The 24273-nt window shown below is 68.5% G+C and carries 21 protein-coding genes; 5 read left to right on the top strand and 16 right to left on the bottom strand.

Annotated features, from left to right (window positions below; translation table 11 throughout):
• Positions 1–74: 74 nt before the first annotated feature.
• Positions 75–632: a type IV toxin-antitoxin system AbiEi family antitoxin gene (locus ABD212_RS05585; protein WP_344092057.1), complete on the top strand. Its 558-nt coding sequence runs from the start codon at positions 75–77 to the stop codon at positions 630–632.
• Here ABD212_RS05585 and ABD212_RS05590 read toward each other — a convergent pair.
• The 8 genes from ABD212_RS05590 to ABD212_RS05625 all read right to left on the bottom strand — a co-directional run bounded on the left by ABD212_RS05590 (position 611) and on the right by ABD212_RS05625 (position 9372).
• Positions 611–2860, bottom strand: a complete 2250-nt coding sequence (locus ABD212_RS05590; RefSeq protein ID WP_344092059.1) for a RelA/SpoT family protein — start codon at positions 2858–2860, stop codon at positions 611–613. The two genes, ABD212_RS05585 and ABD212_RS05590, sit on opposite strands and share 22 nt — an antisense overlap.
• A 60-nt stretch (positions 2861–2920) precedes the next feature.
• The gene (gene secF / locus ABD212_RS05595) at positions 2921–3913 is read right to left on the bottom strand and encodes a protein translocase subunit SecF (RefSeq protein ID WP_344092062.1); all 993 of its coding nucleotides are present in this window, start codon (positions 3911–3913) and stop codon (positions 2921–2923) included.
• The gene (secD, locus tag ABD212_RS05600; RefSeq protein ID WP_344092064.1) at positions 3913–5646 is read right to left on the bottom strand and encodes a protein translocase subunit SecD; all 1734 of its coding nucleotides are present in this window, start codon (positions 5644–5646) and stop codon (positions 3913–3915) included. The genes secF and secD overlap by 1 nt, the downstream gene beginning before the upstream one ends.
• Before the next feature lie 41 nt (positions 5647–5687).
• Positions 5688–6098 (bottom strand): preprotein translocase subunit YajC, encoded by a 411-nt coding sequence (locus ABD212_RS05605; protein ID WP_344092066.1) that lies wholly within the window; start codon positions 6096–6098, stop codon positions 5688–5690.
• Positions 6099–6185: 87 nt separating this feature from the next.
• The gene (gene ruvB / locus ABD212_RS05610) at positions 6186–7229 is read right to left on the bottom strand and encodes a Holliday junction branch migration DNA helicase RuvB (RefSeq protein WP_344092068.1); all 1044 of its coding nucleotides are present in this window, start codon (positions 7227–7229) and stop codon (positions 6186–6188) included.
• Complete coding sequence (gene ruvA / locus ABD212_RS05615) at positions 7222–7845, bottom strand: Holliday junction branch migration protein RuvA (RefSeq protein ID WP_344092071.1); 624 nt, start codon at positions 7843–7845, stop codon at positions 7222–7224. Before ruvA ends, ruvB begins: the two co-directional genes overlap by 8 nt.
• A 47-nt stretch (positions 7846–7892) precedes the next feature.
• On the bottom strand, positions 7893–8468 hold the full coding sequence (gene ruvC / locus ABD212_RS05620) for a crossover junction endodeoxyribonuclease RuvC (RefSeq protein ID WP_344092073.1): 576 nt from the start codon (positions 8466–8468) through the stop codon (positions 7893–7895).
• A 145-nt stretch (positions 8469–8613) separates the two neighbouring features.
• A complete protein-coding gene (locus tag ABD212_RS05625) occupies positions 8614–9372 on the bottom strand; it encodes a YebC/PmpR family DNA-binding transcriptional regulator (RefSeq protein ID WP_344092075.1) in 759 nt (252 codons plus the stop codon).
• 112 nt (positions 9373–9484) lie between these two features.
• Between ABD212_RS05625 and ABD212_RS05630 the strand changes: the two genes are divergently transcribed.
• The gene (locus ABD212_RS05630) at positions 9485–10855 is read left to right on the top strand and encodes a pyridoxal phosphate-dependent decarboxylase family protein (RefSeq protein WP_344092077.1); all 1371 of its coding nucleotides are present in this window, start codon (positions 9485–9487) and stop codon (positions 10853–10855) included.
• Between the two features lie 23 nt (positions 10856–10878).
• Here ABD212_RS05630 and ABD212_RS05635 read toward each other — a convergent pair whose 3' ends face one another.
• From ABD212_RS05635 to thrS, 6 genes are all read right to left on the bottom strand, one after another.
• A complete protein-coding gene (locus ABD212_RS05635) occupies positions 10879–11415 on the bottom strand; it encodes a DUF1697 domain-containing protein (RefSeq protein ID WP_344092079.1) in 537 nt (178 codons plus the stop codon).
• Positions 11416–11418: 3 nt separating this feature from the next.
• Positions 11419–11940, bottom strand: coding sequence for a hypothetical protein (locus ABD212_RS05640; RefSeq protein WP_344092081.1), 522 nt, complete (start codon positions 11938–11940; stop codon positions 11419–11421).
• Positions 11941–12024: 84 nt separating this feature from the next.
• Entirely contained in the window at positions 12025–12627 is a 603-nt protein-coding gene (gene pdxT / locus ABD212_RS05645; RefSeq protein WP_344092083.1) for a pyridoxal 5'-phosphate synthase glutaminase subunit PdxT, read from the bottom strand.
• Positions 12617–13513, bottom strand: a complete 897-nt coding sequence (gene pdxS, locus ABD212_RS05650; protein WP_344092085.1) for a pyridoxal 5'-phosphate synthase lyase subunit PdxS — start codon at positions 13511–13513, stop codon at positions 12617–12619. The genes pdxT and pdxS overlap by 11 nt, the downstream gene beginning before the upstream one ends.
• Positions 13514–13610: 97 nt before the next feature.
• Complete coding sequence (locus tag ABD212_RS05655; RefSeq protein WP_344092469.1) at positions 13611–14147, bottom strand: HIT family protein; 537 nt, start codon at positions 14145–14147, stop codon at positions 13611–13613.
• Between the two features lie 23 nt (positions 14148–14170).
• The gene (gene thrS / locus ABD212_RS05660) at positions 14171–16180 is read right to left on the bottom strand and encodes a threonine--tRNA ligase (protein WP_344092087.1); all 2010 of its coding nucleotides are present in this window, start codon (positions 16178–16180) and stop codon (positions 14171–14173) included.
• Positions 16181–16346: 166 nt separating this feature from the next.
• On the opposite strand from thrS, the gene ABD212_RS05665 reads away from it, so the two are divergent.
• The gene (locus ABD212_RS05665; RefSeq protein ID WP_344092089.1) at positions 16347–17423 is read left to right on the top strand and encodes an alpha/beta fold hydrolase; all 1077 of its coding nucleotides are present in this window, start codon (positions 16347–16349) and stop codon (positions 17421–17423) included.
• Here the strand turns inward: ABD212_RS05665 and ABD212_RS05670 are convergent.
• A complete protein-coding gene (locus ABD212_RS05670; RefSeq protein WP_344092092.1) occupies positions 17384–18733 on the bottom strand; it encodes a cytochrome P450 in 1350 nt (449 codons plus the stop codon). The genes ABD212_RS05665 and ABD212_RS05670 overlap by 40 nt on opposite strands.
• Before the next feature lie 24 nt (positions 18734–18757).
• Positions 18758–20560, bottom strand: coding sequence for a peroxidase family protein (locus tag ABD212_RS05675; protein WP_344092094.1), 1803 nt, complete (start codon positions 20558–20560; stop codon positions 18758–18760).
• 277 nt (positions 20561–20837) lie between these two features.
• On the opposite strand from ABD212_RS05675, the gene ABD212_RS05680 reads away from it, so the two are divergent.
• Together ABD212_RS05680 and ABD212_RS05685 are read left to right on the top strand one after the other, a co-directional pair.
• On the top strand, positions 20838–23231 hold the full coding sequence (locus tag ABD212_RS05680; RefSeq protein WP_344092095.1) for a GMC oxidoreductase: 2394 nt from the start codon (positions 20838–20840) through the stop codon (positions 23229–23231).
• Positions 23228–24271, top strand: a complete 1044-nt coding sequence (locus tag ABD212_RS05685) for an alpha/beta fold hydrolase (protein ID WP_344092097.1) — start codon at positions 23228–23230, stop codon at positions 24269–24271. The genes ABD212_RS05680 and ABD212_RS05685 overlap by 4 nt, the downstream gene beginning before the upstream one ends.
• Positions 24272–24273 lie beyond the last annotated feature (2 nt).

Genomic DNA, 24273 nt, shown 5'->3' on the forward strand with positions numbered 1-24273 from the left:
TGTGCAGGCGATCGGTTCTCCACAGCCGTCCCGATCGGGGCGGAAGGGCGCGGGTGCTGGGGCACACTGCCCTCATGGCCTCCCCGTTCCTGTACTTCGCCGGTGATCGGCTCTCGCACGCCGAGCTGACCGCAGCGTGTCTCGACGGGGATCTCGTCGAACTCGGCGAGGCGTACATCCCTGCGGACGCGGTGGAGACGGCCGCGCTTCGCGCCGGATCACTGACGGCTGTGCTCGGCGACGTCCTGGCCGCGACGCATCTGACGGCCGCCTGGATCCACGGCGCGCTGCCCGCGCCGCCGGCACGCCACACCGTGCAGCGTGCGGTTCCTCGCAGGCTGCACCACGTCCCGGATCGGCGTCTGGTGTACCGCGACCTGTCCGTGGATCCGGCCGATCTCGAGGTCATCGGCGGTGTGCGGGTGACCACCCCGGCCCGCACACTCGCCGACCTCTCGCGCATCGATGATCGCGATCACGTCCGCGCGGCAAGACTCCTCGCGGGCGCGTGTCCGGGGCTCGTCGATCACGCGATCGCATGGCTGAACAGTCACCCGAGGCATCCGCGCAAGCGCGCTGCGCTGGACGCTCTGCGGCGCTTCGCCGACGGTCAGGACGACGTCACGCGATAGACGTCGTAAACCGCATCGATCCGCCGAACCGCGTTGAGCACGCGGTCGAGATGCACGATGTCGCCCATCTCGAACACGAAGCGGCTGAGCGCCAGCCGGTCGTTCGTCGTCGAGACCGTGGCGGAGAGGATGTTCACGTGATGCTCGCTCAGCACGCGGGTGACGTCGCTGAGCAGCCCCGAGCGGTCGAGCGCCTCGACCTGGATCTGGACGAGGAACACCCCTTTCGTGGTCGGGGCCCACTCGACCTCGATCAGGCGAGCCGGGTCCGCCTGCAGCGACTTCACGTTCGTGCAGTCGGCGCGATGGACCGACACGCCGCTGCCCCGCGTGACGAACCCGACGATCGGATCCCCCGGAACCGGCGTGCAGCACTTGGCGAGTTTGACCAGGATGTCGGGGGCGCCGCGCACCAGGATGCCGGTGTCGCCGCCGCGCGGCTGCCGCGCGCGACCCACCCCGGGGAGGTCGATGGGTCCGGTCGTGGTGTCGTTCGAGCTGACGAGGGCGGTCACCTTCTCGATGACCGACTGCGTCGACACGTGGCCCTCGCCGACCGCCGCGTAGAGCGCCGTGACGTCTTCGTAACGCAGCTGCTGGGCGACCTCGGAGAAGGAGTCCTGGCTCATCAGCCGCTGCAGCGGCAGGTTCTGCCGGCGCATCGCGCGGGCGATCGCCTCCTTGCCCTGTTCGACGGCTTCCTCGCGGCGCTCTTTCGTGAACCAGCCGCGGATCTTGCTGCGCGCCCGGGTGCTCTTGACGAAGGTCAGCCAGTCCTGGCTGGGTCCGGCATCCGGATTCTTCGATGTGAAGACCTCGACGACGTCGCCGCTCTTGAGCTCGGACTCCAGCGGCACCAGGCGTCCGTTGACCTTCGCCCCCATCGTGCGGTGGCCCACTTCGGTGTGCACCGCGTAGGCGAAGTCGACCGGCGTGGCGCTCGCTGGCAGGCCGATGACGCGGCCTTTCGGCGTGAACACGTAGACCTCTTTGGCGCCGATCTCGAACCGCAGCGAGTCGAGGAATTCGCTCGGATCCGCTGTCTCGGCCTGCCAGTCCGAGATGTGGGCGAGCCATGCCATGTCGGTGTCCAGGCCCTTGGCGTCGGACTTGCCGCCGTTCACCCGCTCCTTGTACTTCCAGTGCGCGGCGACGCCGTACTCCGCCTGCTGGTGCATTTCGTTGGTGCGGATCTGGATCTCGACGGTCCGGCCACCCGGACCGATCACCGTCGTGTGCAGCGACTGGTAGAGATTGAACTTCGGGGTGGCGATGTAGTCCTTGAACCGCCCGGGCAGCGGCGTCCAGCGGGCGTGGATGGAGCCGAGCACGGCATAGCAGTCCCGCACGCTGCCCACCAGGATCCGGATGCCGATGAGGTCGTAGATGTCGTCGAACTCGCGGCCGCGCACCACCATCTTCTGGTACACCGAGTACAGCTGCTTGGGTCGCCCCATGACCCGGCCGCGGATGCGGAGCTCGCGCAGATCCGTGTCCACGGCGTCGATGACGCTCTGCACGTACTGCTCGCGCTGCGGGGTCCGCTGCCGGACGAGACTCTCGATCTCGGCGTAGAGCTTCGGGTGCAGGACGGCGAAGGACAGGTCCTCGAGCTCGGACTTGATGGTCTGGATGCCGAGGCGATGCGCCAGCGGCGCATAGATCTCGAGCGTCTCGGTGGCCTTCTTCTGCGCCTTCTCGGGTGGCACGAAACCCCATGTGCGGGCGTTGTGCAGCCGGTCGGCGAGCTTGATGAGCAGCACCCGGATGTCGCGCGACATCGCGACGATCATCTTGCGGACGGTCTCGGCCTGCGCGCTCTCGCCGTACTTGACCTTGTCGAGCTTCGTGACGCCGTCGACCAGCATCGCGACCTCGTCGCCGAACTCGGCCGTCAGCGTGTCGAGGCTGTAGTCGGTGTCCTCCACCGTGTCGTGCAGGAGGGCCGCCGCGATCGCGCGCGGACCGAGTCCCAGATCCGCGAGGATCTGGGCCACCGCGAGCGGGTGGGTGATGTACGGCTCTCCGCTGCGGCGCTCCTGCCCCGCATGCGCCTGGTCGGCCACCGAGTAAGCACGCTCGATGATCGACAGGTCGCCCTTCGGATGGTGCGTCCGCACTGTCCGAAGGAGCTGCTCGACGTCATCTCGGCGTGCCGATCGCGAGAAGATGCGGGGCACCAGGCGCCGCAGCGACGAGGATTGTGCGGGGGGGACGGTTTCGGTCATCCGATACCCTCCACTCCGCTGGACCTCACAATCCTACGCCCGCGCGAGGTGCGTCCTTCTTCAGGCGGGAGTGCCGGCGAGCGCCCGAGCTGCCAGGACGCGCTGGTCGCGCGACTTGATCGCGGCCTCGTTCTCACGAAGCAGCGAGTACAGCGGCGCGGCGACGAAGATCGTGGAGTAGGCGGCGACGATCGTTCCGACGAAGATCGCGAGCGAAAGGTCCGTCAGCGTCTGGGCGCCGAGCCAGAGCACGCCGATGAACAGGATGGCGCCCGTGGGCAGCACCGCAACGACGGTCGTGTTGATGGATCGGATGAGGGTCTGGTTGACCGCGAGGTTCACGGACTGGCCGAACGTGCGCCCTGAGACCTCGCCGTCCTCGCTCGTATTCTCTCGGATCTTGTCGAACACCACCGTCGTGTCGTACAGCGCGTACGAGAGGATCGTCAGGAATCCGATCACGGCGGCCGGCGAGATCTCGAAGCCGAACAGCGCGTAGACCCCGATCGTGATGATGAGCACGTCGACGAGGCCGATGATCGCCGAGACCGACATCTTCACGGTGCGGAAGTACAGCGCGAGGATCAGGAAGGTCAGCGCGAGGAAGATCACGAGGCCCCAGAGCGACTGGCGCGTGACATCCGCTCCCCAGCTGGGGCCGATGAACGAGGCGCTCACCTGGTCGACCGGGACGTTGTACGCCTCGGCCAGCGCCGCCGTCACCTGGCGGGTCTGGGCATCCGTCATCTGGTTCGTCTGCACGCGCACGGTGTCGGTGCCCACCGTCACGACCTTCGTCGTCGCGTCGGGGACGACGGAGTGCACGGCATCCGTCGCGATCGACTGATCGGTCGTCGCCACGCCGCTGACGGTGAACTGCGACCCGCCGGTGAACTCGATGGAGAACTGGATCGGGCGGAAGAGCGGCACCAGCACCGAGCCGATCACGAGGATCGCAGCGATGAGGAACCAGACGTTGCGGCGCCCCACGAAGGGGAACGAGGTCTTGCCGGTGTAGAGGTCGTTGCCGAGTTGGCTCATGGAGCGCGCCATCAGTCGTCTCCCTCCTTGGACGTCGTGCCGGGTTTGGACTTGTCTGCGGTCGCCGCGGCGAGCTCGGCCTGCTTGCGCTCGGCGATCGTCTGGCGGCGTGCCGCCTCGCCGCGCGACTTGGCCGTGCGGCGCCCGGCGGCGGTGGCGGCCGGGGCGATCGGCGCACGGAACTGCGCGCGACCGCGATACACGGCGCCCAGTGCCTTCGGGTCGAGCCCGGAGAGCGGATGCCCCGATCCGAAGAACTTCGTGCGTGCGAGCAGCTGCAGCACGGGGTGCGTGAACAGGATGAAGATCATCACGTCGAGCGCGGTCGTCAGACCCAGCGTGAACGCGAATCCCTTCACCGTGGCGTCGGCGAGGATGTAGAGCACCACGGCCGCGAGGATGTTGATCGACTTCGAGATGTAGATCGTCCGCCGGGCGCGACCCCAGCCGTCCTCGACGGCGCTCGTGATCGACTTGCCGTCGCGCAGCTCGTCTCGGATTCGCTCGAAGTAGACGATGAACGAGTCCGCCGTGAACCCGATCGTGACGATCAGGCCCGCGACGCCGGCGAGCGACAGGCGGAAGCCCATGCGCCAGGCCAGGATGTTCAGGGTCAGGTAGGTGAGCACGCCCATCACCGCGAGCGAAGCGATGATGATGAAGCCGAGCGCCCGGTAGACGATCAGCGAGTAGATCGCCACCAGGGCCAGGCCGATGAGGCCCGCGATCACGCCGATCGCCAGCTGCTGCGAGCCGAGGGTCGCCGAGATCGAGTTCGAGCTCTGGACGGTGAAGCTGAGCGGCAGCGCGCCGTACTTGAGCTGATCCGCGAGGGTCTTGGCGCTCTCCTGCGTGAAGCTGCCCGTGATGCTCGGGTCTCCGCCGAGGATGATCGCGTTCATCGACGGGGCGGACAGCACCTTCCCATCGAGCACGAACGCGAACTGGTTCAGGGGTGCCTTGGCGCCGTAGAGGCGCTGGCTGATCTCGCCGAAGGTCTTCGTGCCGGCGTCGTCGAACTTGAGATTCACGGCCCACAGGCCGTTGTTCTGCTGAAGGCCGAACGACGCGTCCGTGATCGACGACCCGTCGAGCTCGACGGGGCCGAGGATGTACTTGGCCCTGTTGCCGGCGTCACACGTGATGAGCGGCTTGTCCTTCGGCTGCGAAGCCGCGTCGTTGGCCGGGTTCGAGCAGTCGTACGCGAGGAACTCCGCCTGCAGCGCCGGGGTGATCCACGCGAGGTCGCTGCCGTTCGTCGGCGAGGCCGTCGGCGTCGCGACAAGGGTCGGGGCCGGCGTCGGATACGGCGTGGTCTTGCCGTCAGTGCCGACGAAGGTGTTGACCGGCTGGCCCGTGTAGAGCACTGCACGAAGCTGCAGCTGCGCGGAGGCCTCGATCCGGTTGCGGGTCTGCTCATCCGCCTGCCCGGGGATCTGGACGACGATCTGGTTGCCCGCCTGCGTGGTCACATCGGCCTCGCCGACACCGGAGGCGTCGACGCGCTGGCGGATGATCGTGACCGCCTGGTTCATCTGGTCCTCGGTCGGCGGGACGCCGTCGACGGTCTGGGCCGCCAGGACGATCTGGGTTCCGCCCTGCAGGTCGAGCGCGAGCGAGGGGACCCAGGATGCCTGCTTGAAGACGTAGACGCCGAGGGCGTTGATGCCCAGAAGCAGGGCGGTGATCACGAGGAGGCCGGTGAGCGCTCGCCAGGCATGCCGGACGGGGGTGGATGTCGCCACGAAAGGTCAGCTTTCTGAAAGACGCCCGAGCGGGCGGGAGGTCAGGCCTGCGGCTTGGAGCCGGACTCGGTGTCGGGGTCTGCGGGGTCGCTCAGCGCGCTGGGAGTGCCGTCGGCGACATCCTCGGCGTCGACGAAGTCGTCTTCGGTGACGGTGTGCTCAGTCGGGGTGACGACACGCAGGATAGCGCCGCTGTGGACCTTGATGTCGACGCCGGGCGCGAGCTCGACGATGGCGGGCTGGTCGAGGTTCTCGGGGTCGTACGAGACGATCGTGCCGTAGAGGCCGCCCTGGAGCAGCACTTCGGCACCGGGCACCGTCTGACGTGCCTTCTCCTCCTGCTCGAGCTTCTGCTTGGCCGTGCGGCGACGCGAGCTCCAGAACATGAACACCAGGAGCACGATGAGCAGGATGATCAGGCCATAGTTTTGGAAGAACGTGGCAATGTTCATGGAGGCGGGGGCACCTTTCAGGTGAGACAGCGAGCCGCGACGGCGGCGCTGCCTTGCAGGAGGGTTTCGGCGAAAAGCCTTCAGCGATTATAGGTCATCGAATCTGAGCGCCGACTCGATGCGCGGGGCTCCCAGGTGCGCGTAGGCCTCGGGAGTCGCGATCCGCCCGCGCGGTGTCCGGCCCATGAATCCGATCCGCACCAGATAGGGCTCGACGACCGACTCGATGGTCTCGGGCTCTTCGCCCACCGCGACGGCGAGCGTGCTCAGTCCGACCGGACCGCCGCGGAACCGCCGAACGAGCGCGTCCAGCACCGCGCGGTCGAGGCGATCCAGCCCGATGGCGTCGACGTCGTACAGGTCGAGCGCCGCATCCACCGTCGCGGGATCGGCATCGGAGGTGCCCGAGCCGATCGACGGACCGTGAACGACCAGATAGTCGCGCACACGGCGCAGCAGACGGTTCGCGATGCGAGGTGTGCCGCGCGAGCGACGGGCGATCTCGGCCCGCGCGACCGGCGGGACCCCGACGCCGAGCATGACGGCCGATCGCTCGATGACCCGCTCCAGCTCTTCGGGCTCGTAGTACTCCAGATGCGCCGTGAAGCCGAAGCGGTCGCGCAGCGGGTTGGGAAGGAGTCCCGATCGGGTGGTCGCCCCGACGAGCGTGAACGGCGCGAGGTCGAGCGGGATGCTGGTCGCGCCGGCGCCCTTGCCGACCATGATGTCGATGCGGAAGTCCTCCATCGCGAGGTACAGCATCTCCTCGGCCGCCCGCGCCATGCGGTGAACCTCGTCGATGAAGAGCACCTCGCCGGGCGTCAGGCTCGACAGCAACGCGGCGAGGTCGCCGGCATGCTGGATCGCGGGGCCGCTCGACAGCCGCAGCGGCCGGTTGCTCTCGTGCGCCACGATCATCGCGAGAGTCGTCTTGCCCAGGCCCGGAGGCCCGGAGAGCAGGATGTGGTCGGCGGGGCGCTGCTGGATGCGCGCGGCATCCAGCAGCAGCTGAAGCTGGCCGCGCACCTTCTGCTGCCCGACGAACTCGGCGAGGGATGCCGGTCGCAGTGCTCCCTCGATGGCGAGCTCGGTCTCGTCGACCGGCTCTGCCGCGTCGCGCAGCTCATCCACCGACGGGCTCCCTGCGCGCGGGGCCGAGCGTGCTCAGCGTCAGACGGAGCAGCGCAGGCACCGACGCCCGATCCGCCTCGCCGGCATCCGCGGTGACGCTCTCGAGCGCCTCGCTCGCGATGCGCTCCGACCAGCCGAGGCCGACGAGGGCCTGCACCACCTGCGCCGACACCGCGGGCTCGGAGACGCCGCCGCGTGTCGCGGATCCCCCCCGCGGCGCCTCGATCCTGCCCGCGAGCTGCACCACGATGAGCTTCGCGGTCTTCGGGCCGATGCCCGACACCCTCCGGAACGGGGCGTCGTCATCGGCTGTGACCGCATCCGCGATCTGAGCCACCGTCAGCGCGGACAGGACGCCGAGTGCCGACTTGGGCCCCACTCCGGTGACACCGAGAAGCTGCGTGAAGACCTGCAGCTCGTCGCGGCTCTCGAAGCCGTAGAGCGAGAGCGCGTCTTCCCGCACGATCAGGTTCGTGTGCAGCATCACCGTCTCGCCGAGGTGCGTCGACCGGGCGACCTGCGGTGTCACGGCGACGGCGAGCCCCACTCCCCCGACGTCGACGACCACCGTATCGACGTCGACGTGCACGGCTGTCCCGCGGACCGAGGAGATCATGCTGCGAGCCTACGTCGGCGTTCGCAGGTTTGTTCGAGCGACACGCCTCAGCCCCTCGCGAGGCGCTCGGCATCCGCCCACGCGCGCTGGGCCGGCGTGAGGGGTCCGGATGCCGCGCCCGCCGCATCGCCGCGCCATGCGTGGCACAGCGCGAGCGCCAGCGCATCCGCTGCGTCGGCGGGTCTGGGCACCTCGTCGAGTCGCAGGATGCGGGCGACCATCGCCTGCACCTGCCGCTTGTCGGCCGCGCCGTAGCCCGTGATCGCGGCCTTGACCTCGGTCGGCGTGTGCGTCGCGGCGGGAAGGCCCCGCTCCCCCGCCACCAGCAGGGCGACGCCGCTCGCCTGAGCCGTGCCCATCACCGTGTGCATGTTCTGCTGCGCGAAGACGCGCTCCACGGCGACCACGGACGGACGATGCTCATCGAGCACCGCCCTGAGCCCCGCTGCGATCGTCGCGAGCCGGCTCTCGATCGGATCCCGCGGGTCGGATCTCACCACGCCGACATGAACGAGCGTCGCCGACCGATCGGGGGCGACATCCACCACCCCGACTCCGCACCTCGTGAGCCCGGGGTCGATTCCGAGAACTCGGAGCGCGCCGCGCGCGGGTCGGGATGCCACATCCCCACGCTAGGCGGGGCTGAGCGCCGCGGCGACCAGGCGCGCTGGCGTGCGTCAGCGCGCTTCGTCTCGGTCGCTTCGCGCCCTCGCTCAGCGTTGACCCGAGCCGCGTCAACGCCGCTGCGCGGCATTGACCCGCCTCGCGTCAATCGTCGTCTTCGAGCTCGGCCTGCACCTCGGGCGACAGATCGAAGTTGCTGTAGACGTTCTGCACGTCGTCGCTGTCCTCGAGCGCGTCGATGAGACGGAAGACCTTGCGAGCGGTGTCGGCGTCGACCTCGACCTTGAGGTTCGGCACGAACTCGACGTCGGCGGACTCGTAGTCGATGCCGGCGTCCTGGAGAGCGGAGCGGACGGTGACGAGATCGGAGGCCTCGGTGACGACCTCGAAGCCCTGGGCGTGCGGCTCCACCTCTTCGGCGCCCGCCTCGAGGACGGCGAGCATCACGTCGTCCTCGGTGGTGCCCTCTCCTGAGACGACGATCACGCCCTTGCGCGAGAAGTTGTACGCCACGCTGCCCGGGTCGGCCATCGTTCCGCCGTTGCGTGTCATGGCCGTTCGGACCTCGGCGGCGGCGCGGTTCTTGTTGTCGGTCAGACACTCGATGAGGAGGGCGACGCCGTGCGGACCATACCCCTCGTACATGATCGTGGTGTACTCGACCGATTCGCCCGTGAGGCCGGCTCCGCGCTTGATGGCGCGGTCGATGTTGTCGTTGGGGACCGAGGTCTTCTTCGCCTTCTGGACGGCATCCTGAAGCGTGGGGTTTCCCGCGAGATCAGCACCGCCCATCTTGGCCGCGACCTCGATGTTCTTGATGAGCTTGGCGAACGACTTGGCGCGGCGCGAATCGATGATCGCCTTCTTGTGCTTCGTGGTTGCCCACTTGGAATGACCGGACATCGGCACTGCCTCCTCGGTAGATCGCCGTCCAGTTTATGCGAGCCGGGCAGATGGCTCGGCCCGGCGGGCACCTCCTTGTCGGACGCCGCGCGGCGGTGACACACTGAGCCGCATGGATGAGCGCGCCCGCGCGCTCGATGCCGCGCACCGAGCCGCCACGTCCTTTCTCGCCACCCTCGCCGATCGGCCGGTGTGGCCGCGCGCCACCCTCGACGAGATGATCGACGTGTTCGGCGGCCCCCTCCCGGCGGCGGGCCTCGATGCCGACACGCTGGTGAGCGACCTCGCGGCCAGGGCCGAACCGGGACTGGTGGCGATCCCGGGCGGCAGGTTCTTCGGGTTCGTCATCGGCGGGACGCTGCCCGCGGCCCTCGCGACCGACTGGCTCGTCTCGGCGTGGGATCAGAACTCCGGGTCGAGCCTCGTGACTCCCGCCACCGTGGCGCTCGAACGAGTGGCAGGCCAATGGATCCTCGAGCTGCTCGGCCTGCCGGCAGGCGCGACCGTCGGCTACGTGACAGGCGCGCAGATGTCGAACTTCGCGTGTCTGGCCGTGGCGCGGCGAGCCATGCTCGAACGCCTCGGCTGGAGTCTGAGCAGGCAGGGCGCCCGAAATGCGCCCGACCTGCGACTGGTCGTCGGAGACCATCGCCACGGGTCCATCGATCGCGCGGCGCGCCTTCTGGGGATCGGCAGCGACGACCTCGTGGTCGTGGCGGCCGACGCCGACGGGCGGATGCGGCCCGATGCCCTGGAGGCGGCCCTTGCCCGGATCGATCCTGGTCATGCGATCGTGTGCCTGCAGGCCGGCGAGGTGCACACCGGCGCGTTCGACCCGTTCGTCGAATTGATCCCGCTCGCCCGGGCGCACGGCGGGTGGGTGCACATCGACGGTGCGTTCGGGCTGTGGGCCGCGGCATCCCCCTCCCTTCGCGACCTGATGGAAGGCGCATCGGATGCCGACTCCTGGACCACCGACGCCCACAAGACCCTGAACGTGCCGTACGACTGCGGGATGGCGATCGTGCGCGATCCGGCCGACTCCATCGCGATGTTCCGGACCGGCGGCGACTATCTCGTCTACACCGGCCTCGATCCGTGGGATGTGACTCCCGAGCTGTCGCGCCGCGCGCGGGGCGTGCCGGTCTGGGCGGCGCTGCGCAGCCTCGGCAGCGACGGCGTGGCAGACCTCGTCGATCGCCTGCACGCCAACGCCGTCGCGATGGCGGACGGGCTCGCTGCCATCCCCGGCGTCACCGTCGCGAACGAGGTGCCGTACACGCAGGTGATGTTCCGGCTCGACGACGATGATGCGACACGTGCGCTCGGCGCAGCGATCCTCGCCGAGGGCACCGTGGTCGTGACGGGCGCCGAGTGGGGCGGTCACGCCGTGCTGCGCTGTTCGATGTCCTCGTGGGCCACGACGCCCGACGACATCGAACGCAGCCTCGCGGCATTCCGACGACTCATCGACGCGGCCTGATCGGCGCGCCCGACGCCGGCCGATCAGGACGCGATCTTGACGAGCGTCCGGAGGTTGCGATTCGTCGTGCGCGACTTGTAGGTCGTCTTGGCGATGATCTTCGCGAACGGGGTCTCGGCCGATGAGCCCTTGGGCGGATTCCAGTACACCACCCCGGGTCCTTGGGCCACGGGATCGATCGAGGGATCGAGGGATGCCGCGGCATCCACCAGCACGTCGCGCGTGGCCGTGTCGACGCAGAACACCACCCAGGGCTGGCGCGTGGCATCCATCGCATCGAACGGGAACTTCTCGATCGCCTTCGCGAGTTCACCCAGGGTGACGAGGACGATCCACGCCTCGTACCCGAACCGGTCGCGCAGCGCCTTCTCGATCCGACCCTTGAGCGTGGCGCGGGCGGCAGGAGGGGCATCCGTCTCGAAGCGCACGTTGCCGCTCGCGAGGAACGTGCGCACCCCGTCGAAGCCGAGTTCGTCGCGGAACAGCGCTGCCAGATCGGCCGAGCGGATCGTGATGCCGCCGACGTTGACACCCCGCAGGAGTGCGATCCAGTCGCTCATGTCTCAGAGCGCGAACTCGAAGCCGAACCGCGACGACAGCAGCGCGACGAGATCCCGGGGCACTTTGGAGAGGTACGCGGGCGCGGGCACGATGCGCTCCGCCGACCCGATGAACGGGAAGTAGACGGGTCCGTCGGTCGATGCCTCCAGCTCATCGCGCACGGCGACGATCTCCGCGCCGATGCGGCGCAGATTCGACAGGGTGATCGGCGAGGCGAGCCGAAGCGTGTCGCTGACAGGCATCCGCCAATGGGGGATCTCCCCGCCGTGACGCACGGCCGGCTGCTCGCCGAGGGGCCCGAGGATGCGCCCCCACGCGCCGATCCCGGGCACGGGCAGCGTCCGGTCCCACACGAAGAGGGTGTCTCCGGGCTCCGTGGAACCCACCAGCTCGTGCGACCACTCGAACCGGTGGCCTTCGGATGCCTTCGGCGCGGACAGGGCATCTCCGACGATCCCGCGCGGCGGCGCGATCATCCAGTAGCGCTCCTCGGGCCGGTCGCGCCACCAGTCGTTGATGCTCATGGAGGAGAATCTAATCGCTCGAGCCGGCGCGCCACCCCACGACGTCCGCCACCGGCCGCGTCGGATCGTCCTGCGACGCGATCGTCACGCCGCGGCGCGCACCCGCTCCAGGAATCGCTCGTGGAAGCGGGTCTCGCCCGAGACCTCGGGATGGAACGCCGTAGCGAGGATAGGTCCCTGCTCGACCGCGACGACCCCGCCGCCCGGCAGTGTCGCGATCGCGGCCGCACGGCGGCCCACGTCGGTGACGAGCGGTGCGCGGATGAAGGTCGCGTGCACGGGACCGCCCTCGAATCCGTCCACCTCGAGCTCGGTCTCGAACGAGTCGACCTGGCTGCCGAACGCGTTGCGCGCGACGACGATGTCGAGGCCGCCGAAGGTCTCCTGCCCGTCGATCGCACCCGTGATCCGGTCGGCGAGCAGGATCATTCCCGCGCAGGTGCCGTACACGGGCATGCCCGCGGCGATCGCCTCGCGCACGGGCTGCTGCATCCCGAACGCGCGCGAGAGCTTGTCGATGACGCTCGACTCACCCCCGGGGATGACGAGACCGTCCACGGCCGCGAGCTCCGACGGCCGCCGCACCAGCGACACCTCGGCGCCCAGCTCGCGCAGCACCAGGGCGTGCTCGCGCACGTCGCCCTGCAGCGCGAGGATGCCGACGTGCGGCGTCCGGCTACCAGCCACGCTCGGCGAGCCGGTGCGGCGCCGCCAGGTCGGCGACGTTGATGCCGACCATGGCCTCGCCGAGGCCGCGCGAGACGTCCGCGACGACCTTCGGGTCGTCGAAGAACGTCGTCGCCTTGACGATGGCCGCTGCGCGAGCCGCGGGGTTGCCGGCCTTGAAGATGCCCGAGCCCACGAAGACGCCGTCGGCGCCGAGCTGCATCATCATGGCGGCATCCGCCGGAGTCGCGACCCCGCCGGCGACGAACAGCACGACGGGCAGCTTGCCGGTCTCGGCGATCTCGGCGACGAGCTCGTAGGGCGCCTGCAGCTCTTTGGCGGCGACGTAGAGCTCGTCCTTGGTCATCGAGCGGAGCACGTTGATCTCGCCGGAGATCTTGCGGATGTGCTTGGTCGCCTCGGACACATCGCCGGTGCCCGCCTCGCCCTTGGAGCGGATCATCGCCGCGCCCTCGTTGATGCGCCGGAGCGCCTCGCCGAGATTCGTGGCACCGCAGACGAACGGAACCGTGAAGCCCCACTTGTCGATGTGGTTGACGTAGTCGGCGGGTGAGAGCACCTCGGACTCGTCGATGTAGTCGACGCCGAGCTCCTGCAGGATCTGCGCCTCGACGAAGTGGCCGATGCGGGCCTTGGCCATCACCGGGATCGAGACAGAGGCGATGATGTCGTCGATGAGATCGGGGTCGCTCATGCGCGCCACGCCCCCCTGCGCGCGGATGTCGGCGGGAACCCGCTCGAGCGCCATCACGGCGACCGCTCCGGCGTCTTCGGCGATCTTCGCCTGCTCGGCGGTGACGACGTCCATGATGACGCCGCCCTTGAGCATCTCCGCGAGACCGCGCTTGACGCGGCTCGAACCGACGGTGGGGGTGTTCTCAGTCATAATCTTCGATTCTAGTTCGGGTCGGATGCCGCTCCCGCCGTCGCGGGGGCGCCACAGGTGCGCCGGTGGCCCGGCATCCGGACGGATCGTCGCGGAGCTACGCCTCCCAGGCGTCGGCGACCGCCTGCCGGACCTCGCCGAGCAGCTGCGGCAGCGCCTTCGTCTTCGCGATGATCGGGAAGAAGTTCGCGTCCGAGGCCCACCGCGGCACCACATGCTGGTGCAGGTGCTCGTCGACACCTGCGCCCGCGACGCTTCCCTGGTTCATGCCGAGGTTGAAGCCGTCGCAGCGCGATACCGCGCGCAGCGCCCTCATGCTCTGCTGCGTGAGCGCGCCGATCTCGGCGACCTCCTCGTCGGTGGCCTGGTCGAAGGTGGCGATATGACGGTACGGGCAGATCAGCAGGTGCCCGGAGTTGTACGGGAACAGATTCAGCAGCGCGTACGAAGTGCGGCCGCGAGCGACGATGAGGGCGTCCTCGTCGGCCATGTCGGGCGCGGCGCAGAACGGGCACGTCTTGCGCAGCGGCTCCGGACCGGCCTTGATGTAGGCCATCCGGTGCGGTGTCCACAGTCGCTGGAACTCATCGGGCACCCCCGGAAGCGTCGCGGCGTCGATGAGCCGGGCATCCATCACGCCGTCAGCGGGACCATCCGTCACGCGAAGTCCTCGGCGGTGTCGACGAGCGCCCGCGATGCGATCGCGTCGTGGATGCGGCGCACCGCGTCGGCGATCGGCACGCCGTTCTGCTGCGAGCCGTCGCGGAATCGGAACGAGACGGTTCCGCCGGAGCGGTCCTGCTCGCCGGCGATGAGCAGCAGCGGCACCTTGTGAGTCGTGTGCGTGCGGATCTTCTTCTGCATCCGGTCATCGCTGTGATCGAGCTCGGCGCGCACGCCGTCGAGCTTCAGCTGGTCGATGACCCCGCCGAGATAGTCGGCGTACTCCTCGGCGACCGGGATGCCGACCACCTGCACCGGAGAGAGCCAGACCGGGAAGGCGCCGGCGTAGTGCTCGAGCAGGATCGCGAAGAACCGCTCGATCGACCCGAACAGCGCGCGGTGGATCATGATCGGCCGCTTCTTCTGGCCATCGCGGTCGGTGTACTCCAGCTCGAACCGGTCCGGAAGGTTCGGGTCCACCTGCACCGTCGACAGCTGCCAGGTGCGGCCGATCGCGTCCTTGGTCTTCAGGTCGATCTTCGGGCCGTAGAACGCCGCCTCACCCGGAACCTCGGTGAGCTTCAGTCCGCTGTTCAGCGCGACGTTGCGCAGCGCGTCGGTGGAGTACTCCCAGAACTCGTCCGAGCCGATCCACTTGTCCTTCTCATCGTCACGCATCGACAGTTCGAGCTCGAACTCGCTCAGGCCGAAGTCGCGCAGCATCGAGATGACGAACTCGAGCACGCGGGTGGTCTCCTCCTCGAGCTGCTCGGGAGTCACGAACAGGTGCGAGTCGTCCTGCGTGAACCCGCGCACCCTGGTGAGGCCGTGCAGGGCGCCGGACAGCTCGTTGCGGTAGACCGTGCCGTTCTCGGCGAGACGCATCGGCAGGTCGCGGTAGCTGCGGGCGCGCTCCTTGTAGATGAGGATGTGCATCGGGCAGTTCATCGGCTTCAGGTAGTAGTCGACGCCGTGCTTGGTGATCTCGCCGTGCTCGTCGCGCTCCTCGTCGAGGTGGATCGGCGGGAACATCCCCTCTTTGTAGGTCACGAGGTGGTTCGACTGCAGGAACAGGTCCTGCTTCGCGATGTGCGGCGTGTAGACGTAGGTGTAGCCGGCGGCGCGGTGTCGGCGCAGGGCGTGCTGCTCCATCTCCTGTCGCACGACTCCGCCGCGCGGATGCCAGACCGAAAGGCCCGAACCGATCTCGTCGGGGAACGAGAAGAGGTCGAGCTCCTTGCCGAGCTTGCGGTGATCGCGCTTCGCAGCCTCTTCGAGCCGCTGCTGGTAGGCGCGCAGCTCGTCCTTGGACGGCCACGCGGTGCCGTAGATCCGCTGAAGCTGGGGGTTCTTCTCGCTCCCCCGCCAATACGCTCCGGCGACCCGGGTCAGTGCCCAGCCGTTGCCGATCTGCCGGGTGCTCGGCAGGTGAGGGCCGCGGCAGAGGTCCTTCCACACGGTCTGGCCGTCGCGGTCGACGTTGTCGTAGATCGTCAGCTCGCCGGCGCCGACCTCGACGGCCGCGCCTTCCGCGGCCTCCTTGCCGCCGCCCTTCAGCCCGATGAGCTCGAGCTTGAAGGGCTCGTCGACGAGCTCGGCACGCGCCTCGTCGTCGGTGACGACCCGGCGGACGAAGCGCTGGCCCTCGCGGATGATGCGCTGCATCTCCTTCTCGATGGCCTTGAGGTCGTCGGTGCTGAACGGGTGCTCCACGCCGAAGTCGTAGTAGAAGCCGTCGGTGATGGGCGGCCCGATGCCGAGGTTCGCCTGCGGATCGATCCGCTGGACGGCCTGCGCGAGGACGTGCGCGGTCGAATGGCGCAGGATGCCGAGCCCGTCCGGACTGTCGATGGTGACCGGCTCGACGGCATCCGTCTCGTCCACCACCGTCGCGAGGTCTTTCAGCTCGCCGTTGACCCGCAGGGCGATGACGGAGCGGTCGGGGAACAGGGCGAACCCATCCGCGGGATACGGCACAGTGGAAGGGATGTCGACGTCGGTCACAGGGGAACTCTCCAGGAAGTGGCTCGCGTCAAGGCTATCCTCTGCCCGCGTCCGGCAGAGCCGTGACGAAGCGGCCCGGGCGCAATATGCTGAAGCGGCGTCCGCCAGGCCGTGGATCGGCGGCGGAACAGGGTCGCAACAGCATGACCTGGGGGTCGAGATGGGCGTGAGCGGAGTCTCTTCGGGTCTGAACATCGCCGCGACGCCGCGCGTGCACCGGGCGCTGCGATGCGGCGAGCCGACGGTGTACGAGTTCGCGACGGAGGACGGCGTGACGCTGCGGCTGTCCCGGTTCGAGGGCGGCCCGAAAGGGCCGGTGATCCTGTCGCCGGGATTCGGGACCTCGTCCATCGCGTACACGATCGACACGGTCGACACGAACTACCCGGAATACCTTTTCGAGCACGGCTACGACGTCTGGGTGCTCGACTACCGGGCGAGCCCGCTGCTTCCCTCGAGCGAGACGCAGTTCACGCTCGACGACATCGCCCGCTACGACTACCCGGCGACGGTCGCGAAGGTCCGCGCGGAGACCGGTGCGGAATCGGTGCAGATCATGGCGCACTGCGTCGGCTCGCTCACCATGCTGATGTCGCTCGGCCTGGGACTCCAGGACGTGCGCTCCGCCGTATCGTCGCAGCTGACGCTCCACCCGCGCGCAGGCACGCTCAACCAGCTGCGGGCGGGCATCTTCGCCGCGGACCTCATCGCGGCCGTCGGCGTCGATGTGCTCACCACCGAGATCGACGACGACGAATCGTGGTTCGAGAGGCTGTACGACAAGGCGCTGGCGTTCTATCCCGAGGGCGACGAACCGTGCGACCGGCCCTTCTGCCGCCGGGTCGCGTTCACGTTCGGCGAGTCCTACGACCACGACCAGCTCAATGACGAGACTCACGAGCACATCGACGAGGCCTTCGGCGACGCGAACATCACGACGCTCCGCCACGTGACGAAGATCATCCGCGAGGACCACGCCGTGAGCTGGGACGGCGACCACGACTACCTCGACGACGTCGGCAATCTGCGACTGCCGATCGCGTTCATCCACGGCGAGCACAATCGCCTCTTCCTCCCGGAGGGCAGCGCCCTGACCTACGAGTTCCTCCGCGAGAACAACGGACCCGAGCTCTACACACGTCACGTCATCCCGGGCTACGCGCACATGGACTGCTTCATCGGCAAGGATGCCGCGAGGGATGTCTACCCGGTGGTGACGGCCGAGCTCGACCGCTTCAACTGACGGAACTCCACTGTCAGCCCGCTTGTGGGCAGCGGGAACAGTTCGTTGGTGAGCGCGAGGTCCTGCTCGGGTATCGCCCACTCCGTCTCTCGGAGCAGCAGCGCGAGGTAGAGCTTGATCGCGACGGTGACGAGATTCTCGGCGGGGCACCGGTGGTGGGTGAACTCGCCGTCGCCGTGGGGGACGTAGCTTCCCGGCGCCAGCGCGGCCTGCCTCTTCTCCTCGAACCGGTCCGGGTCGAACCGGTCGGGATCGGTGAACACATCCGGGTTGCGCATGTTGATGTGGATGCCGCCGATGGCGCCCCAGCCGGCGGGGATCCGGTAGCCGCCGACCTCCATAGGCGCCGTGAGCCGCCCGAAGAACGTCGCCGAGTTCAGGGCGAAGTAGCGGCGCACCTCTTTCGAGATCTGCTCGAGATACACCAGGCGGTCGAGCACCGCCATCGGGATCGGACCCTCGGGCGCGACCTCGAGCACTTCCGCGCGAGCTCTCGCCGCGATCTCCGGATGCCGCCCGACTTCCATGGTGGCAAGCGTGAGCGGGGCGAACAGGCCCGCCTGGCTCGCGAAGATGAGATGGCGCACGTCGGCCCGCAGCGTCTGGACCGGGACCCCAGCATCGCCTGCCGCCGTGAGCAGGCGCGCCAGGACGTCGTCGTAGTCCGCCCCGCGGTGGCGCTCGATAGCGGCATCCACGATCTCGATGAGCCGGTTCCTGCCTCGCATCGCCCGCCGGTATCTCGTGCCGGGCAGATCCGCGGGGATCGTCAGGAACGCCGCTCGCATGTCGGCGAGGATGCCGCTCAGCTCGCGGGCCGCGCCGTCGGATTCGTCGCCGGTGTAGAGGGCGCCGGCGAGGCGCGCCGCGAAAAGCTGCAGATCCGGCCGGATCGTCGCGGTGCCCTGAGTCCGCCACGAGTCGATGAGCTCCGACATGAGGCCCTGCATCCGCGGGAGGTACGCCTCGATCGCCGAACGGAATCCGATCGCTCTGACGAGGACCGACTTGCGCGTCTGATGCTCGGCGCCGTCCATGAGCGCCAGGGAGTCGAGGAACATCTGCCGGGCGGTGATCGGATCGGCGTCGCCGCGCACGATGCGCGGGTCGGTGGCGAACGTGTGGAACGCTTCGTGACCCGAGAACACCACGAAGTCGTTGCCGAACAGCCGGGTCTTGAAGATCGGGCCGTGCGCTGCGAGCCGGTCCGTGTAGAACCCGTGATTGCTGCGCAGGAGGGACAGGCTCTCACCCAGCCACGGCAGTCCGAGCCGGCCAGGCGGGAGCGGCAGCCTCTGCTCCTGCGACATCCCGCCCTCTCCCTTCGGTCGGCGTCAGACCGCGCTCGCGGGCGCCGGAGCGCTCGTCCGCCATGGTGTGAAGGCGTTCTTCACCCCGTCGAGGGGCTGGGCGAGCGCCGGGAAATGGCGGATCAGCACAGACCGCATGTCGTTGTCGGCGATCCACTGCAGTCCGGCCTTGGTGTAGTACTCCTCGGTGAAGCAGTCGGTGAGGAACCGGTCGCTCTTGAGGCGACGACTGGCCATGAGGATGAACACGCGGAACGCGGTGTCGCTGAAGCCGAATCCGGGCGGCGGCGTCTCTGCGTGCATCCCGATCTGAAGGTCCACCTTCTCGATGTCGCCGCCGTACACGTCGCTGATCTCCTGCGCCCACTCCGGGTTGTCGGTCAGCTCCTCGAAGGTCTCGGGCGCGCGCAGGTGCAGCTTCCGGCGGAACTCGTTGTAGCGCGGGATGCCGCGCTCGCGGTCGCGCATGATGTCGAGGGCGCCGATGTCGAGCCGCGTGCCGTCCAGCAGCGTGACGTCCGTCATCCATCGCGGAAAGTTGTGCAGCTGCATGGCCCCGGGATGCTGGACCCCGAACGAGTACCAGAGATCGGACGCCTTGAATCCGCCGTCGAGCAGCTTCTGGGCGTTGAGGAGGATGATCTCCTTGAAGTCCATGCTGTCGATGAGCGCGTCGTCCTCGAGCGCCCGCACCTCGAGGGTCTCGGGAAGAAGCGGGTGCAGCCGATACACCGAGGCGAATTCCTCGGTCAGCTGATACGGCGCACCGTGGTGGTCGTGGGCCGAGCCCGGGATGCCGCTGATCACGTCGCTCCGGCTGATGCGGCCGAAGGTCCGGTGGATCCGCTCCCCCGCGAGTCCCCACCAGTTCGCCCGCATCGCCACCCGCAGGACGGGGTTGGCGAGGATGGCAGGCGTCCATTCGACGGTGTGGATTTTGGCGAGCAGCGCCGACACGATGAGCTGCGCGGTGCCGAACACCTCGTCATCCGTCATCCCGGGATGCTCCGTCCGCAGCCGGTCGCACACCGCGTTGTGCTCGAGGGTGAACAGCGTGTGCATCAGCCCCAGCCCCACCCACCAGTTCTCGCTGAATCCGGTGCGGGCGACCCCGGTCTCAGGATCCAGCGGCAGATGCCCGTGGGTCACGACGAGCTTGCCGTCGACGTGGCTGCGGACCTCGTCCTGCAGCCGCTCGGAGCTGCCGTAGATCGCCGAGGCATCCCACCAGTGGGACTGGCTGTTCAGGTACGTGGGCGGGAGGCTCCGGTCCGCATCGGTGCGGGTCGGATCGGACTCGGTGCGCGGGATCCGCATCGGATGCTCGAACCAGTCATCGTCCTCGTCGACGGGCACCTCGATGGGACTGCCGCCCTTCTCACGGCCATGGGCGAACCAGTCATGCGACTGGAACTGGATCCACGCCGCTGCGATGAGGTTCAGCGATGTCGCCGGCGTGAACACCTCTCGACGCATCAGCCTGCGGCTGATCTCGCGGGGACTCGGCTGCATGAGCTCGGGATCGGACGATGGCCACGCGTCGACGAGGGGCACGTTCCGGGCGAACCGCGTGTTCGCCCGGCCCATGTCGGGGTCGCTCAGGTCGTCGTACGACCCGTCCGGGGTTCGGAACCGGCGTTGCGCGATCGCCGCGGTCTCGATCGAGACGCCGGGAGTGCGGTCGGCGTCGCCGGGAGTGCGGGTGTCGACGAGATTGTCCTCGCGAAGCTCGTCGCGCAGGGCGATGAGATTGAACAGCGCCAGCACCGAGGGCAGCTGGTACCACGCACGCGTGCGATTGATGCGGGCGTAGAAGCGTCTCAACACCGGTGTTCTCCTCCACGCAGGGCGGGCTCGCTGAGGCAGTCAGTGGATCTGCCCGAATCCTAGTGATCGATGTCGCTGATGGCCATCGTCGTCCCGCCGCGAGCGGGTCCTGCGGGGCGGATCCAGCCGGCCGAGAAGTGAGCGCATGTCCATTGCGGCATGGCCTGCCGCTCACTAGTTTGAGACCAGCGGGGAGGGCCGCGACGCGGCGGCCACGGATCAGGTGGCCACCCGCATCTCCTCGAGGTGTCGCCCGAGTCCGAGATGGGGAGCAGCGATGAGCCGTGCAGAACACGTCGACGCGGTCGTCGTCGGCTCGGGGTTCGGGGCATCCGTCTCGGCGTTCCGCCTCGCCGAGGCCGGGCGATCCGTGGTGGTGCTGGAGCGCGGCCGCGCATACCCGCCCGGCAACTTCGCCCGCAGCCCCTACGAGATGAGTCACGCGTTCTGGGAGCCCAAGGACGAGCTGCTCGGGCTCTTCGACGTCCGCTCGTTCCGCAAGCTCGAAGCGATCGTCTCGTCGGGGCTCGGCGGCGGCTCGCTGATCTACGCCAATGTCCTGCTGCGCAAGGACGAGAAGTGGTTCGTCCACGACTCCCCGGTGCCCGGCGGCGGCTACGAGAACTGGCCGATCGGCCGCGGCGACCTCGACCGGCACTACGACGCCGTCGAGGCGATGATGACGCCGACGCCGAATCCCTACGACGACATCCCGAAGGCGAAGGCGCTGCGGGATGCCGCAGCCACCCTCGGCCTGCAGACTTTCGCACCCCCGCTCGCGATCTCGTTCGCAGCCCGCCCGGGCGGCGAGGCCCTTCCCAAGCAGGTGGTCGAAGAGCCGGCGTACGGCAACATCCACAACGTCACCCGCCTCACCTGCCGGCTGTGCGGCGAATGCGACATCGGCTGCAACGAGGGTTCCAAGAACACCCTCGATCACAACTACCTGTCTGCCGCGAAGCACCATGGCGCCGACATCCGCACGCTCTGCGAGGTGACCGGCATCACGCCCCTCGACGGCGGCGGCTACGAGGTTCGCTACACCCGCTACGGCGACCGCGACAAGGAGGGGATCCACAGCCGGGCTCACGAGAGTGTGACGTGCGATCAGCTGCTGCTCGGCGCCGGCACCTTCGGCACGACGAGTCTGCTGCTGCGCAATCGCGTCGCTCTGCCGGCGCTCGGCCGCGCGCTCGGCAGCCGGTTCAGCGGCAACGGCGATCTGCTGACCTTCTGCTTCGGCGCCGAGGGGACCAATGAGATCGGGCATGTACGGCTCATCGATCCCTCGTACGGACCCGTCATCACCACTGCGCTGCGCAAGCCCGACGGCGTCGACGAGGAGGGAGCCGGGCGCGGATACTACGTCCAGGAAGCCGGCTTCCCCGACTTCGCGAACTGGCTGATCGAGACCGCCCAGATCACGGCGGGCGTGACCCGTGCCGCGAGCGTCGTCAAGCAGTTCCTCGCCTATCGGCTGAAGGACCGCAACGAATCCACGATCGGAGCCGAAGTGGCCAAGCTCGTCGGCCAAGGGCGACTGACCTCCAGCTCGCTGCCGCTGCTGGGCATGGGTCGCGACACGCCCGATGGGCGCATCATCCTCACCGACGGCGAACTCGACGTGGAGTGGACCACCGCGACGAGCCAGGCGTACTTCGCCGCGATGCGCGAGACCATGCGCGACATCTCCAAGTCGCTCGGCGGACGCTTCCGCGACAACCCGCTGTGGTGGACGAAGCGCGTGATCACGGTCCACCCGCTCGGCGGCGCACCGATGGGAAGGCACATCCACGAGGGGGTCGTGGACAGCTGGGGCGAGGCGTTCGGGCATCCGGATCTGTACATCATCGACGGATCATCCGTGCCCGGCCCGGTCGGCCCGAACCCGTCCCTGACGATCGCGGCCATCGCCGACCGCGCCGTCGAGCATCTGCTCGACAAGCCCCGCCCTCGCCGCAGCGCGCCCGCTCGAGATCCAGAGGAGGTCGTGGATGCCGCGGTGCCTCCGGCGATCACAGGCAAGGGCATGGAGTTCACCGAGGAGATGAAGGGGTACTTCGCGCTCGGCGAGACCGACCCCATGAAGGGCTGGAGCGCCGGGCGGCAGCTCTCGCACCGGTTCATGTTCCATCTCACGATCACGGCGCCCGACGTCGAGGCCTTCGTCGCGAGCAGCGACCACACGGCGGTGGCGGAGGGATACATCCGCTGCGACCTGCTCGGCGGAGAGCTGCCCGTTCAGCGCGGCTGGGCCAACCTGTTCGTCGCAACGGACGACGCGCTCACGCGTGAGATGCGGTATCGCCTGTGGTTCAGCGACCTCTCGGGCGCTCCGCTGACCATGTACGGCGTGAAGATCGTCCGCAACGATGCCGGCTTCGACATGTGGAGCGATACCTCGACCCTCTACATCACGATCATGAAGGGGCACGTGGCACCCGGCGTGAACGGCGGGCTGGCGGAGGAGGGCGAGGTCGTCGCTGCGGGGATGCTCCGCATCCTGGTGAAGGACTTCGCCAGGCAGATGACGACCTTCCGCGGATCGGGCGGCGGCCCGCTTGCGTCGATCGCACGGTTCGGTGCGTTCTTCACCAAGTCGATGAAGGACGTGTACCTCCGTCCTTCGCCCCCTGCGGGCCTCGGGGCGCGTGCGAAGGAGGATGCGTGAGGCGTCCCATGACTCGCGCCGATCATCGGGACGAGCCCCACTTCCTGCGGGCGGATGACGGCACGCCGCTGACCCTCATCCGCGTGCGCGGTGGACGGGAGCCGACGCGCGGCCCGGTGATCCTCATCCACGGAGTGGGGATGCGTGCAGAGTCCTTCCGGCCGCCGGGGATCCGTTCGCTGGTGGACGTCCTTCTCGACGAGGGGTGGGACGTCTGGCTCTTCAACTGGCGTGGGTCGATCGATCTGGACCCCGTGCCGTGGACGCTCGACGACGTCGCCCTCAACGATCACCCCGCCGCGGTCCGGCACGTCCTCGGCATCACCGGGGCGTCCGCCGTCAAGGTCGTGGCTCACTGCCAGGGCTCGACCACGATGAGCATGTCGGCGGTGGCGGGGCTGGTGCCCGGGGTGGCCACGATCGTCTCGAACGGCGTATCCCTCCACCCGCATATGCCAGTGGTGTCGCGTGTCAAGCTGCACGTGCTGCGCCAGCTCGTGCGGGCCGGCGAGCCGTATCTCGATGTCGCCTGGCGCGACGGACCCGAGACCGCACGGCATGCCCTCACCCGGATGGCGATCCGGACGTGGCACGTCGAGTGCGGCAACCCGACGTGCAACATGGCGAGCTTCGCGCTGGGTGCGGGGCATCCGGCGCTGTGGCTGCACTCGAACCTGGCCCGTGTGACGCACGACTGGCTGCGCTACGAGTTCGGCAAGATCCCCCTGAGCTTCTACGCGCAGCTGGCGGCATCCGATCGAGCCGGTCAGATCGTCGCCATCCGCGCTCGCGGCCCGCTTCCTGGTCGGTACGCAGAGGCTCCGCCCAAGAGCACCGCGCGGTTCGCCCTCTTCACCGGCGCGCAGAACCGATCCTTCCTCCCGTCGAGCCAGAAGGAGACGTTCGCGTTCCTCAGGCGCCACCAGCCGGGCCGTCACTCGCTGCACGTACTGGCCGGATACGGGCATACCGATGTCTTCCTCGGGCGGCGCGCCCATCACGAGGTGTTCCCGAAGATGCTCACCGAGCTGCGCCGCTGACG

Origin of the sequence: Microbacterium deminutum (assembly GCF_039530205.1) — a bacterium.
GTDB classification, from domain to species: domain Bacteria; phylum Actinomycetota; class Actinomycetes; order Actinomycetales; family Microbacteriaceae; genus Microbacterium; species Microbacterium deminutum.